This window comes from Hymenobacter sp. R533113, assembly GCF_056835965.1.
In genome coordinates this window covers 406,207-418,704 of the sequence record NZ_JAKWBD010000001.1, presented here as the reverse complement: position 1 = coordinate 418,704, position 12,498 = coordinate 406,207, and the positions used below count along the sequence as shown (strand labels likewise).

Annotated in this window: 13 protein-coding genes; 5 read left to right on the top strand and 8 right to left on the bottom strand. The window is 56.8% G+C overall.

Annotated elements, in window-relative coordinates:
- Positions 1-94 precede the first annotated feature (94 nt).
- Positions 95-1,018 carry an AraC family transcriptional regulator N-terminal domain-containing protein gene (locus MKZ35_RS01920; RefSeq protein WP_482511539.1) on the top strand — a complete coding sequence of 308 codons (924 nt, stop codon included), beginning with the start codon at positions 95-97 and terminating at the stop codon, positions 1,016-1,018.
- A gap of 256 nt (positions 1,019-1,274) precedes the next feature.
- The gene (locus MKZ35_RS01915) at positions 1,275-1,949 is read left to right on the top strand and encodes a hypothetical protein (RefSeq protein ID WP_482511538.1); all 675 of its coding nucleotides are present in this window, start codon (positions 1,275-1,277) and stop codon (positions 1,947-1,949) included.
- Positions 1,950-2,033: 84 nt separating this feature from the next.
- Here the strand turns inward: MKZ35_RS01915 and MKZ35_RS01910 are convergent, their stop codons facing one another.
- From MKZ35_RS01910 to MKZ35_RS01875, 8 genes are all read right to left on the bottom strand, one after another.
- On the bottom strand, positions 2,034-3,092 hold the full coding sequence (locus MKZ35_RS01910; RefSeq protein ID WP_482511537.1) for a hypothetical protein: 1,059 nt from the start codon (positions 3,090-3,092) through the stop codon (positions 2,034-2,036).
- Between the two features lie 219 nt (positions 3,093-3,311).
- The gene (locus MKZ35_RS01905) at positions 3,312-4,241 is read right to left on the bottom strand and encodes a DUF389 domain-containing protein (protein WP_482511536.1); all 930 of its coding nucleotides are present in this window, start codon (positions 4,239-4,241) and stop codon (positions 3,312-3,314) included.
- A 127-nt stretch (positions 4,242-4,368) separates the two neighbouring features.
- A complete protein-coding gene (locus MKZ35_RS01900; protein WP_482511535.1) occupies positions 4,369-5,043 on the bottom strand; it encodes a TIGR03915 family putative DNA repair protein in 675 nt (224 codons plus the stop codon).
- A gap of 290 nt (positions 5,044-5,333) precedes the next feature.
- Positions 5,334-5,684, bottom strand: coding sequence for a hypothetical protein (locus MKZ35_RS01895; protein ID WP_482511534.1), 351 nt, complete (start codon positions 5,682-5,684; stop codon positions 5,334-5,336).
- 97 nt (positions 5,685-5,781) lie between these two features.
- On the bottom strand, positions 5,782-6,048 hold the full coding sequence (locus MKZ35_RS01890; protein ID WP_482511533.1) for an alpha/beta fold hydrolase: 267 nt from the start codon (positions 6,046-6,048) through the stop codon (positions 5,782-5,784).
- Positions 6,049-6,092: 44 nt separating this feature from the next.
- Complete coding sequence (locus tag MKZ35_RS01885; RefSeq protein WP_482511532.1) at positions 6,093-6,665, bottom strand: alpha/beta fold hydrolase; 573 nt, start codon at positions 6,663-6,665, stop codon at positions 6,093-6,095.
- Between the two features lie 63 nt (positions 6,666-6,728).
- Positions 6,729-6,851 carry a hypothetical protein gene (locus tag MKZ35_RS01880; RefSeq protein ID WP_482511531.1) on the bottom strand — a complete coding sequence of 41 codons (123 nt, stop codon included), beginning with the start codon at positions 6,849-6,851 and terminating at the stop codon, positions 6,729-6,731.
- Between the two features lie 282 nt (positions 6,852-7,133).
- Positions 7,134-8,399: a putative DNA modification/repair radical SAM protein gene (locus MKZ35_RS01875; protein ID WP_482511530.1), complete on the bottom strand. Its 1,266-nt coding sequence runs from the start codon at positions 8,397-8,399 to the stop codon at positions 7,134-7,136.
- A gap of 320 nt (positions 8,400-8,719) precedes the next feature.
- Here MKZ35_RS01875 and MKZ35_RS01870 point away from each other — a divergent pair, with 320 nt between their 5' ends.
- The 3 genes from MKZ35_RS01870 to MKZ35_RS01860 all read left to right on the top strand — a co-directional run bounded on the left by MKZ35_RS01870 (position 8,720) and on the right by MKZ35_RS01860 (position 12,488).
- A complete protein-coding gene (locus tag MKZ35_RS01870; protein WP_482511529.1) occupies positions 8,720-10,624 on the top strand; it encodes a BamA/TamA family outer membrane protein in 1,905 nt (634 codons plus the stop codon).
- A gap of 200 nt (positions 10,625-10,824) precedes the next feature.
- Positions 10,825-11,661, top strand: coding sequence for a CvfB family protein (locus MKZ35_RS01865; RefSeq protein ID WP_482511528.1), 837 nt, complete (start codon positions 10,825-10,827; stop codon positions 11,659-11,661).
- A 164-nt stretch (positions 11,662-11,825) separates the two neighbouring features.
- Positions 11,826-12,488: an NAD-dependent epimerase/dehydratase family protein gene (locus MKZ35_RS01860; protein WP_482511527.1), complete on the top strand. Its 663-nt coding sequence runs from the start codon at positions 11,826-11,828 to the stop codon at positions 12,486-12,488.
- The last annotated feature ends 10 nt before the right edge of the window (positions 12,489-12,498 follow it).

Below are 12,498 nucleotides of genomic sequence, written 5' to 3'. Positions count from 1 at the left end.
CAAGTTAGCTTTCGTTATTGCTAAAAAGTGTGTAGTATTCTCTCAGTCTTCCCGCCTATAGTCGCAAGTTTTTCTGCCCTTCAGCCTGCCCGCCATGTCTCAAGCCTTTTTGCCTTCGCCCGTTGCGCTGCGCCACCCCGATCAGCTCCATGCCTTGGTCGAAAACCGCACGGTGTACTCGCTGGATGCTTTTGAGCTGAATATTTTCGAGACGCGCCAAACGGCCAGTAAAGTGCCGCTGAGCATGGGCAACCTGGTGCTGACTACCATGCTGCGGGGCAAGAAAGTAATGCATCTGGCGGGCCGGCCAGCTTTTGAGTATCTGCCCGGCGAATCGGTGATTGTGGGCGAGCAACAGCTGATGGAAATTGATTTTCCCGAAGCCAGCGCTACCAATCCCACCCAGTGCCTTGCCCTGGCCATCCCCGCCGATACCATCCGTCAAACCGTTGATTTACTAAATGAGCGCCTGCCGCTGGCCGAGGAAAAAGCCCCCTGGAGCCTGGCAATGACTGATAATGCCCACCTCACCAACACGCCTGAACTCACAAGTACCCTAGAGCGCCTTATTCATCTTTCCCAGGAAACCCACGCCAGCAAGGATGTATTGGCCTCCTTCACCCTACAAGAGCTGCTGATTCGGCTGATGCAAACCCAAGCCCGCCAGCTTATTTTTCATAACTACGCCCAGCACCTGAGCACCCACCGCTTCGCCCACGTGGTGCAGTATATCAAGCGCCATCTCACGGAGCAGATAACCGTGGAAAAGCTCAGTGAGCTGGCTTGTATGAGCAAAGCCACCTTCTTCCGCCTGTTCAAGCGCGAGTTCGGCCTGACGCCGGTGGAGTATATTATTCAGGAGCGGCTGAGTGAGGCTAAGCGTCTGCTGCGCAACCCATTGACCACGGTAGCCGATGTGTGCTTTCGGGCTGGCTTTAACAACACAAACTACTTCCAGTCGCTTTTTAAGAAGTACGAAGGCATCACGCCCGGCCTGTATAAGAAACGATGCCGGTAGGAATATGCTGGGGGGCTTTTTAATATCCGGCGTAGCGGACATAAATTAAAAAGTGCGCCGAAGTCAATTCTTGCTGTGGTTCATTGTCTGGCCGGTTTTTCGCCGGAGGTTGTTCAGCCACTCGTCCTGCTTGCCTTCCTGGTAGTCCAGATTGTTGTCGGTGATGGTGCTGGCTGGCACGGTACAACTATTTCGTGGAAGTCATGGTAGAAAGACACGCAACCAGTGTTACTACAGCTTTCTAAATTCTACCTCCATGCGTCAGCGCTTCTTCTCCCAACCTTCATGGTCTATATGGGCAATGACCAGTTTGCTGCTCCTCGCGGGCCTGAGTAGCTGCGGCATCAGTGAGCAAGTGCAGCAGGCCAAGGCCTTTAAAGATGCCGACTTCCGCCTGGCCTCGGTAGAGCAAGCCACCGTAGCGGGCATCGACGTGACCAAGATCCGCCAGCCCGGCGACCTGAGCACCCTGGACCGCGCCCGCCTGGCGGCAGCTTATGCCTCCGGCAACCTGCCGCTGCGCATGCGCGTGAACCTGGAAATTCGCAACCCCAACGATGAGATGGCCGCCCTCAACGAGCTGGATTACATTGCCCTTATCGACGGCAAGCAGGTGGCAACGGGCCGCACCACCGAGCGCATTGAGGTAGCGCCCAACGGGGGCGTGGCGCTGGCACCCGTCACGTTGGAAAGCAATCTGCGCGATGCTCTGGGCGAACGGTCAATCGAGAGTCTGGCTGATATGGTGCTGGGCCTGGCCGACCGCGACCGGCAGCCTCTGCACCTAACATTGCGCATCCGGCCCACCTTCGTTACCAGCAGCGGCCGGCGCATCGCGCCCGCTGGCTACGTGAATGTCGATAAGGAGTTCACCGCCAGCGAAGTGCTGGATGCCGTAGAAAAGCGCGACTCGCTCAACCGCCGCCCCTAGACGCCTTGACTGTGAGGTACAGCCAGCACTACAACAAAGAAGCCCCGCCTTTCGGCGGGGCTTCTTTGTTGTAGTGCTAGGCTATTAAGCAACCGGCGTACCGGCTACGGCTACATCGTGAGGCACGGCGCGGCGCCCCCCGAAGGCGGCGGCAGCAGCTCCCAAGCCTAAGCCCAGCGCGGCTAGCAAAGCAGCCTTAGATAATCCCTCAGCGGCTTTATCACCCGTTTCGCGGGCCTGTGCCTCGGCTGCAACTTTGGCTTCGTCAAACTTCACGCGGGCCTGCTTGGCCGTGGCAATCCAGTTGTCCACCACCTGCTCCGACTCGGCCCGGCTCTTGCCTGTGCGCTGCATCACTACGTTCACGGCCGCATCGCGGTCGGCGGCGGCGCCGATGTTTTCGGCCCGGCTGGTGAGGCGGTCAATTACGTCGTCGAAGTTGTCATCGGCGGCCTGCGGATTGGCCGCGCTCTGGCCAGCCTCCGCTTTGGCATCGCGCCCGGCGGCTTTAGCCTGGCGCTCCAGGTTTTCGGGGCTCAGCTCGGCTTTGCCAGTCTGACGCAGCAACAGGCGGGCCTCGCGCTTGAGGTCATTCACGTCGATGCCGCGCTCCTGCAATTCGCCTTTGATGGCTTCCCCCGCTTCGGGAGCTACGGCGGCAATGCCGCGGCCCGCACCCGACAATGCTCGACCGGCTACGCCCGTTACGCCCCCGATGATACGACCCACAGCCGTGGTGAGCAGGTAAAAAGTCAGCAGCGTCACGACGGCCCAGGTCAGCAGGCCATGCAATAGCCCGTCGGTGGGCCGGGGCATACCCGCCAGCCGGCTGGCGACCGTCGCGCCCAGATACAGCGAAACCAGCATGCTGACTATCCACCAGATGCCCGCCCCGATGCCAATACCGGACATCGGGTTTTGCTCCTCCAGCGGATCAATAGTGCCCAGGCCAATACCCAGGCCCAGCAGGCTCAGCGAGAGTTGAATTACCAGTGCCAGTACGGCACCAGCAAAAACAGCCCCCCAGGAAATGCGTTTGACGACGGGCACCGCGCCAGCTACGGCAGAATGGGTGGGATGAGTGGTGCCCGTGAGGGACGCGACCACTTGGTTGGGCTCATTAGGATCAGTAACAGTTGCCATATGGAATACATGGTTGTGGAAGCGGCTTAGGCCGGCTACCTAGTGGAGAAATACACCTGTCATTGCGGCAGATGGCCTTCCATACGGCTGAATTCTGCTTGTTGTTCGCTTTCCGTTTCGGTAAGCTCAACTGTAAGTGTTTGTATCTTAACGGTTTCAGGGCTTGCAGACTGTTGCCAAACGTCTGGTATTCAACGTAGGAAGTAATTCGTATTGCCCTTAAACTAAAGGCTTGCGCCGGTGCAAAAAACGCTGTTTCAGCCACAAAACCGGGGCTCCCAGCGCAACAATGAAGCCCCAGTCGGCCAGAAACCGCTCCAGCCCTTCGGCGGCCAAGTCAGTGCGGCCTACGGCCAGCCCAGCCCCGACCAGGGCTGCGGCCGGAATAAAGGCCATCGCAATCAGCGGCCCGGCCTGAAAGCTGCGCCGGAAGGAAGCCAGAATCACTGCCCCAGCTAAGGCTCCGCTACCGGCCATTAGCAGTTCCATTAGCTTCGGGTGGGCCAGGTGCTGCACTTCGGAATTGGCGGCCAACGCCTCCGCGCTGGTTTCGCCGGCCGCTACCAGGGCCGCCATGGCCAGAGCTGCCGCCGCTACTAGCACGGCGTAGCCGGCCAGCGTCGAAAGCAGTCCCCGCTTCACCAGTGGCCAGCGCCTGAGCACTAAGCCTAACGGCACTTTGGTCATAGAGTCGAAGCCCGGCGCGATGATAGCTGAGGCCACAAACGCAATGGCCTGCGGCACGGGCTCCGACACCAGCCCAATAGCGGCAATAATGCCCCCCAGGCCCATCAGCAGCAGGTAATTGGTGGTGATGCGCCCTTGGTGGCGGAGGCCGCTTTCCATTTCTTCCCAAATGGCCTCATCTCGGTCGTCGTCCACGGCGTGGTGGCTGGCCGGAGAAATAAAGCTGGTTGCTTCGCTGGTGACTACGCTCAACGCGTGCTCGTCAGCCACGGCGGCGCGGGCACGGCGCAGTACCTCATCGGCCCCACGGTTGAGTACGTGCACGGTCAATACATCGCCCACGGGCTTGAGCGAGGCGCCGCGCTGTACGGTCAGGCCTATCACCTCATCCAGATTAATTAATTCCTGTTGAAGAATATCAGTGGCTGAGGACGGAACCGCAAGTTCCAGGGTTCGGTGCATAGAAATAAGCTAGAAGGTGAGGAAGGCGTGTTGCTACTTATGGCGCGTTCCTGTACGCACGGTTTCGGCTAACGTTGGCCGCCTTAATCAGATAGCCCGTACGATGCCAGCTTGCTTAAGCCACCTTTTAGCGCTTGTTTTTAATTGGCTCAAACCTGGTTTCGCGGGGCTGCTTCTCGCTCAGGTATTTCCAGTAGCGCAGCGGGATGTGGCGCCGGTGCAGCTTCATATTGCGGCGCTCCGGAATATTGGCGTGGTCGAAATACGTTTGCCACAGCAGCCGAAACAGCGGCTCGCGCTCGTCCAGCACCGTGGCCGACACGTCGGTGGAGCGCTGGGGGGCTTTTTCCTCAAACTGCACGATGTCAGTGCGGTGCAAATCATAGTACAAACCGTAGCCGCGACGTCGGTCGAATATCAGCCAGCGCTGGTCGGCGTAGCGCTTGGTGAAGTGGGCCGCAATAAGCGGCAGCACATCAAAATCGGGCTCGATGGTGGCGTGGAATAGCTCATCCTGGGTTTTCTCGAAGCGCACAAAGGCCTCCATCCGGTGCTTTTCGCGGAACATCTGCTTATCGATGTCGGCCACGAGGCGCACGCTGTCATTGGTATAGTTTTCCGAAATATCAACCCGACCCTTAGCTTCCACCGCCAGCTGCACATAGCGGCAGATGATAATTTCGCGGTCGGCTCGCTCCGACAGAAATACATGGTAGAGCCGGGAACGCGCCTCTTTATCTATGTATTTGAGCAAGCCCTGCCAAACGCGGGCGGCCTTTTCCTCACTGGTGGCAATGGGCACCGTAGCGGTAAAAAGCCCCCCTGTGCCGCTTCAGCCGGCTGAATGCTGTTGGGGGGCGTTTTGCGCTCGTACATCTCCAGCAATACCGTCAGCAAGCCATCGAAAGAGCCATCGTAGGTATAGTCGTGCATAAAGCGGAATGGGCAGGAAATAGCTCACCTTAAGTAGGAAGCAAACACAGAAATCGTATGCCATACTGAGCGGAGCAAAGCATCTGACGTATCTAGGCGGAGCACGAATTCAACGATTGCAAGCCCGATGCTTCGCTCCGCTCAGCATGACATACAAGCTTACCCCTGTACGGGCTGCAGTTGGCGAGCTGCGTCGCTAAGGGCCTGAGCTAATTGATGGAGTTGGTCAATAGTATTGGGCGTAGCGCCATCTACCACGCTGTTGATATGCTCAGCTAAGGTCAGTAGCAGGCTGCTGATCTGAGCCGCGTCGCCCGCGTTGATAACGCCTTCCAAGCTTTGCAAATCGGCGGCAATGGTTTCATACGCCGGATCGTCACCTGTTTTCAGCAGTTGGCTCCAGCCATTAATATTGCTAATACCGGGATTTTTACCGTTGGTAATATTCCCTTTAAGAATATCGAGAGAGGCCCCTAGGTGAGTGGCGGCGGCAGATTGGGAAATGCTCATAAATCGATGGGGTTTAAGTACACAGTATAACCTCACTTACTGCATACAGCACTTTGGGGTTAAGTAAGTGGGCGTTTCACCCTTGGCTCTCCCTTATTTAGTGCTCTCCTGTGTCGTGGGTCTGGCCAAAGAACCGTATCAGCAACTCGTTAACAGCTTCGGCCTCTTCGTGCTGCACCCAATGCGTGGCTTTATCAAAATACGTGAGCCGGCCCGCCTCGCACCAAGCTAAGCTTTCCTGTGCCATGTTGGGGTTGAGAAAAGCATCCCGCTTGCCCCATATAATATGCACGGGCACCCGCACGCGCCCCGGCGGATTCAGCTGCCGCACGTAGCGCGCGGCGGCCCGATACCAGTTGAGCATACTAGTCAGAGCGCTAGGCTGCTTCCAGGCTGCGCGGTAATAACCTAGATCTTCGGCGCTAAATGCCCCCCGACGGCTGGTTCCGCGCAGGGTCTGTTCGCCAAGCTGGTAGTTATTAAAGGCAAATGACTTTTCGGGCAGCCACGACAGCTGAAAAAGAAAATATACCAGCTTTTGCTCAACTGCCGAAGGCTGTGCCGCAACTCCTGGGTCATTACTCGCGGGTGCGGCACATTCAGGATAGCTACTCGCGCCACGCGGGTGGGGAAATAAGCCGCCAGGTTCCAGGCCACAAGCGCACCCCAGTCGTGGCCGACCAGAAAGGCGCGCTCGTGTCCGGCCGCATCAATCAGCCCGATGATATCGGCTGCCAAAACCGGCATCTTATAATCAGCTACGCGCGCAGGCTTGTCGCTGAGGTTGTAGCCGCGCTGATCAGGGGCCCATACACGGTAGCCCGCCTCGGCCAAAGTCGGGATTTGGCGTCGCCAGCCGTACCAGAACTCGGGAAAACCGTGCAGTAGGATAATCAGCGGGCCATTCTGGGGTCCGCATTGCACAACGTGCAGCGTAATGCCATTCGTAGGGACGTCGTGGTGTTCAAGTTCGTAGCGCACAACCCGTCTTACCGACTGTTGCGGTAAGAAGTTGCAAATCAGCCACAAACCTCCCTCACAGCATTAGGCGGCCTCCGGGTGCGCCTCGTCGCGAGCAGCGGCAGTGCGCACCGACTCATGCAACTGACGAACGAGTGGCAACAGGTCGCTGAGCTTGCAGCAGCAGGCCAGGCGTGCCACTTTCAAGGATTTGGAGACTTCAGAAGGAGCAGGCCGACGCGTCGGCGCCGCGGTGAGAAACAGTCATGGTAGTAGTTTTTAGTCGCTAATGGTTGGTTGGATGAAGAGCCGCCAGGCGGCGTGGGGGTGGCAGAATCAGAGAAAAAAGCAACAGGTCGCACCGCAGTGATGGGAGGTGTACTGAAGTGAGACCTGTTGCTTTCTGGGGGGCTTTTTGAACACCAAAAGGATACCGCAGTGTCCTTATACTTTTCTTTTAAAACTTAAAAAGGAATGAGTTTTAACAGATTAAGAAGCCTGAGCAAAAAGATCGAGCTGCTGGGTAACGAGGGCAGAGCGCACCGCTCCTGACCCGAACAGAATCTGCCGACGCAGGCTCTGCTCATCGTATTCACGGCTATCCAGGGCTTGACCCCGGCAAGTCAAAAAGAACTTGGCCCGCTTGAGCACCACGCCAAACTTGTGCAGATGATCCAGGGTGAGCGGAGCAAAGCGACGGGCCGCCACAATGCGCTTAGCCGAGCGTGCGCCCACACCGGGCACGCGCAGAATCATCTCGTAATCAGCAGTCTGGACATCCACCGGGAAAACGTGGCGGTTGCGTAGAGCCCAGGCAAGCTTAGGATCAATTTCCAGATCGAGGTGCGGATGCTGGGGGTCCAGAATCTCGTCGGCCTGAAAGCCATAGAAGCGAATCAGCCAGTCGGACTGATACAAGCGGTGCTCCCGAATGACCGGCGGGCGCGTGAGCTGGGGCAAGCGCGCGTCATCAGTAACGGGCACGTAACCAGAGTAATACACCCGCTTCAGGCCGTAGCCTTTGTACAGCGAATCGGAAAGCTGTAGAATCTGATGGTCATTCTCATCGGAGGCGCCTATGATAAGCTGGGTGCTTTGGCCCGCCGCCGCGAAAGCCGGCACCTTCTTAAATAAGGCCTTCTCCTCTTTATTCTGCACGATGCCCTGATGAATCTGCTTCATCGGGGTCAGAATCTCCTTATAGTTCTTCTCGGGGGCCAGATTCTGCAAGCTCAGCTCTGAGGGCAACTCAATGTTTACGCTCAAGCGGTCGGCGTACAAGCCAGCTTCCGCAATCAGCTCGGGCGAAGCGCCCGGAATGGTCTTGACGTGAATGTAGCCGTTGAACTTATGCTCCGTACGCAGCTTTTTCACAATGCGCACTAAGCGCTCCATCGTGTAGTCAGAATCCTTAAAAATGCCGGAACTCAGAAAAAGGCCTTCAATGTAATTACGACGATAGAAGTTCATCGTCAGATCGACCACTTCGTCTACCGTGAAGGCAGCGCGCTTCACGTCATTGCTTCGCCGCGACACACAATAGGCGCAGTCGAAGATGCAGTAGTTGGTGAGCAGAATTTTGAGCAATGACACGCAACGACCGTCTTCGGTGTAGCTATGGCAGATGCCCATGCCCTCGGCATTGCCCAGGCCTTTGTTCTCGTTTTTGCGCTTTCCGCCACTGCTGGAGCACGACACATCGTACTTCGCGGCGTCTGCCAAAATACTTAGCTTTTCCTGAATCCGTTCGTTCATTCGAGGGCTTTTGATGGCTTAAAAATAGCAATTAGACTTCATATACGCAATACTACCTTAAGCTAATTTTTTTAGGAAAGGTTTCAATATCGCCGCTTAATAAGACTGGTTCCTGCTAGAATTTTGCCCCCAAACCGTCAATCCTCAGATTAGTGCGCCCGGCGCTTTTTTGGCCTTGATTTGGGATATTATTCTCCGGTGGCTGGGTTGATAATTCCAGCTAAGCTTCAGCTTCGTACTTACCTGAAGCCCTACTTCGTTTGTAACTTGCAGGGTGCCATCTGGCTTTCGTATTGTTCCACTTTATGCTCGTTTACCTCATGTCTGCTTTCCATTTGCTGTGCCGGAATCGGTGGCGGCTGGTGGTGCCGTTGGTATTGTTAGCAGGCACAATTCAAGCTCAGGACCCGCAGCCGCCCATCGTCGACTCCGTGCGTACGCAGCCCGAAACCCGCCCCGACTCCCTGCGGCGGCGCTTCGATGAGGAGCGCATTCTCACAGGTTTGCAGGCTTATGCTAAGCGCAAGACCATTGCGGGCAAGGCAGTCGCGGCGCTCTTCAACTTCACGGCCCGCGCCGAGGAGCGGGCTGGCATCGACGCTACGCTGCTCGACCGCCAATACAGCCAGCACAACTACAAGATTGTACGCAGCATCAATATCACCACCCTCAACGCCTTCGGTTACAGCATCAACAACCCCGACCGTAAGCCGCGCAACTTTCTGGAAAAAGGAGGGAATATTTTTCACATTCGCACGGCTCCTTCACGGGTGCGCCAACTGCTGCTGTTTCGGGTGGGCGAGGAGCTGGAGCCGCAGGAACTCAGTGAATCGGAGCGTCTGTTGCGCCAGACGGGGGAGCTGCTCGACGCCCGTGTATTCGTAAACGAGGCCACGACCACGCCCGACAGCGTGGATGTGCAGATCATTACCAAGGATGTATTTAGTCTGAGCGGCTCGCTCCAGATTCGCGATGTGGACGCGGCCGTCATTGGGCTGAACGACGTGAACTTCATGGGGCTGGGCCATCAGTTCCGGAACCGCTACGAGTATGGCCGCGCCAGCCCCCAGCCCTGGCGCTACCGGGGCAGCTACCTGGTGCCTTTCCGCAACTTTGTTAATGCGGAGGTGCGCTACCGCAACGAGTACGAGAACAAGGAAATAGGCGCTTACGTGGCCCGCGACTTTGTTTCCATTAATACGCAGTATGCCGGCGCGGTGGCGCTCGATTTTTATGATCGGCTTATTCAGCTGCCACAATTGCCCCCCATCGACCCGTTTCGTCTGGAGCGGCTGCGCTACAGCACCCGCGATATATGGCTGGGGCGGGCCTTGCGCCTGAAAAGCTACGATCTGGGCTATGAGAATCCGGCCCGCTTTGTCATCTCAGCCCGCTTTTTGAATACCACCTACGGCGAGCGGCCCATTGAGGATTACGCGGATGCGAGCCTTTTTCTGGGCACCATCGGCTATAGCGTCCGGCACTATTATAAGGACAAATATCTCTTCGGCTTTGGTCGCACCGAGGACGTACCAACGGGCACTTTGCTCAGCCTCACCGGGGGCTACGAGTTGAATGAGCTGGGTAATCGGCGCTACTATGGTGTGCGTGCCGCTAGTGGCCTGTACAGTGTGCGCCGGGGTTACCTGTATTTGAGCGGGGAGTACGGTTCCTTTGTGCGCCAGCGCGACCATGACTGGCAGCAGGGCCTTTTGAGCACGCAGGTGCTGTATTTTACGCGGCTTTTTAACACGGGCAATTACCAGTGGCGCCATTTTCTGTGGAACCGCATGGACTTAGGCTTCGACCGGCGTCCTGGTGAGCAGCTGCTATCTATCGAGGGCGAACGGGGCTTGCGCGGCTTTCGCTCCGATGGCACCCTGCGCGGTACCAGTCGTTTTGTGCTCAACTACGAAGCTACTATGTACACGCCCGTTTCTTTTCTGGGCTTTCGCCTGGCCGGCGTAGCTTTTGCCGATGCGGCGTGGCTGGCCACAACTCCCGGCCGCGACTCTCCCTTTCTGGACAAGCCATTTACGGGCTTTGGCCTGGGTTTGCGTTTTCGTAATGAGTACACGGCACTCCGCACCATTCAGATTTTGTTTGGCTTCTATCCGGGGGGCCAGCTGACTAATAATGGCTATCGAATCTTTGAGAATTCGGGGGCCTATTACGACTTCAATGATTTCAACTTCTCCCGCCCCGGTGTCGCGCCGTATCAGTAAGAGGCAACATCTTGCGTCTAATCGTTGAGCAATTGGGTCAAGCGCCGACTACACAACGAATGCAGCGATTGAGACGCGAAAACGCGTCTTTACTCGGTTTGAACATCTACGTAAAAGGCAGATAAACCTAAGCGAAATTTGCCCCCCAGCCTTTAGTACCTTTGGATACTTAAATTATTTCAACCTCATACGCCCCTCCCATGCTTGCCCTCGGCGACTATAACGAACTGGAAGTAGCCCGCGCCGTGGATTTCGGCCTCTATCTGACTTCCGACGATGGCGACTTGCTATTGCCCATTAAGTACGTGCCCGCAGACACCCAAATCGGTGATCGGCTACGCGTATTTGTGTACCGCGACTCCGAAGACCGCCTAATCGCCACCACCTTAGAGCCACTGGCGCGGGTGGGCGAGTTTGCGGCTCTCACCGTTAAGGATGTATCTTCCAATGGTGCTTTTCTGGAATGGGGCCTCGAAAAAGACCTTTTTCTGCCCTACCGCAATCAGCGCCAAGCCTTGCGCGTGGGGCAGCGCGCTACCGTCTACGTTTACCTCGACGAGAATTCCGACCGCATCGTGGCCTCATCCAAATGGGAGAAATACTTGCCGCAGGGGGTTTTTCCGGGCCAAGTTGGCGACGAAGTCCAACTATTTGTAGCGCAGGATACGGATTTAGGCTACACCGTCATCGTGAATGGCGCTTACCTCGGGCTATTGTATCACAACGAGGTATTTCGCCCTTTGCGCCTCGGCGATACGCCAAATGGCTACGTGCGCCAAATCAGGCCCGACGGCAAGTTGGATGTGAGCCTCCAAAAAGTAGGCTACGACGAGGCTCTAGCTGCCACCGAAACCATTCTGACTGCCCTGCGCGCCAACGGCGGCACCCTGGCGCTTTCCGACAAAAGCGAGCCTGACGACATTTACCGCCGCCTGGGCATGAGCAAGAAAGTATTTAAAAAAGCGCTCGGCACCCTCTACAAGCGTGGCCTGGTGCAACTAGCACCCGATGAAACCCGACTACTGGAGCAGGAATAGGCAGCCAAAGCAAGCCGTAGTCTAAGAAGTTGACATTCAAAGGAAACAGTACAACAGGCGCCGTTTCCTTTGAGATGCCCTTTGGCTTCTTTGCCCTCAAGTGGTATTCATCGTAGAAGGTTTGCTACCGTCCTTCGCTCCGCTCCCGTGCTTCCAGCCACCTTATGACACCTCAAAAAACTGCTCTCATTGCCGGCGCCAGCGGCTTGGTTGGCAGCCAGCTCCTCACGCTCTTGCTAGCCTCCGAGCGCTACGCCAAAGTCATCGTGGTTGGCCGCCGCCCTCTGCCCCAGGTGCACCCCAAGCTGGAGCAGCGCGTACTCGACCTCGGCCACCTGGATCAGCACCGCCTGGGTCTGATTGCCGATGATGTGTACTGCTGCCTGGGCACTACTATGCGGCAGGCAGGCTCTAAAGAGGCATTTTATAAGGTCGATTACCTGTACGTGGTGAAGCTCGCAGCCCTTACGGCCGGCAATTTCGCGGCTCAGTTCTTAGTAGTTTCAGCCATGGGCGCCGATGCGGAGTCACGCATTTACTATAATCGGGTGAAGGGCGAAATGGAGCAAGCGGTGCGGCAGGCGCCCTTTCGGGCCATCCATATTTTCCGTCCTTCTTTGCTACTGGGTAACCGCACTGAAAAGCGCTTGGGCGAGCAGATTGGGGCCGTTTTGATGAAAGCCTTGCGTCCGCTAATGGTGGGGCCACTGCGTAAGTATCAACCTGTTGAGGCCGCTACGGTAGCCCGCGCTATGCTGCGCGCCGCCGAGGAAGACGGTGGAGGCATTCGCATTCACCTGTCCGATGAGATTGCCGAGGAGCGCTGAAGCCAACGAG

What these genes read in the sequence shown, in the direction of transcription:
- MKZ35_RS01920 (WP_482511539.1), top strand. Translation starts at nt 95, where the DNA reads ATGTCTCAAGCCTTTTTGCCTTCGCCCGTTGCGCTGCGCCACCCCGAT.
- MKZ35_RS01915 (WP_482511538.1), top strand. Translation starts at nt 1,275, where the DNA reads ATGCGTCAGCGCTTCTTCTCCCAACCTTCATGGTCTATATGGGCAATG.
- MKZ35_RS01910 (WP_482511537.1), bottom strand. Translation starts at nt 3,092, where the DNA reads ATGGCAACTGTTACTGATCCTAATGAGCCCAACCAAGTGGTCGCGTCC.
- MKZ35_RS01905 (WP_482511536.1), bottom strand. Translation starts at nt 4,241, where the DNA reads ATGCACCGAACCCTGGAACTTGCGGTTCCGTCCTCAGCCACTGATATT.
- MKZ35_RS01895 (WP_482511534.1), bottom strand. Translation starts at nt 5,684, where the DNA reads ATGAGCATTTCCCAATCTGCCGCCGCCACTCACCTAGGGGCCTCTCTC.
- MKZ35_RS01890 (WP_482511533.1), bottom strand. Translation starts at nt 6,048, where the DNA reads ATGCTCAACTGGTATCGGGCCGCCGCGCGCTACGTGCGGCAGCTGAAT.
- MKZ35_RS01875 (WP_482511530.1), bottom strand. Translation starts at nt 8,399, where the DNA reads ATGAACGAACGGATTCAGGAAAAGCTAAGTATTTTGGCAGACGCCGCG.
- MKZ35_RS01870 (WP_482511529.1), top strand. Translation starts at nt 8,720, where the DNA reads ATGTCTGCTTTCCATTTGCTGTGCCGGAATCGGTGGCGGCTGGTGGTG.
- MKZ35_RS01865 (WP_482511528.1), top strand. Translation starts at nt 10,825, where the DNA reads ATGCTTGCCCTCGGCGACTATAACGAACTGGAAGTAGCCCGCGCCGTG.
- MKZ35_RS01860 (WP_482511527.1), top strand. Translation starts at nt 11,826, where the DNA reads ATGACACCTCAAAAAACTGCTCTCATTGCCGGCGCCAGCGGCTTGGTT.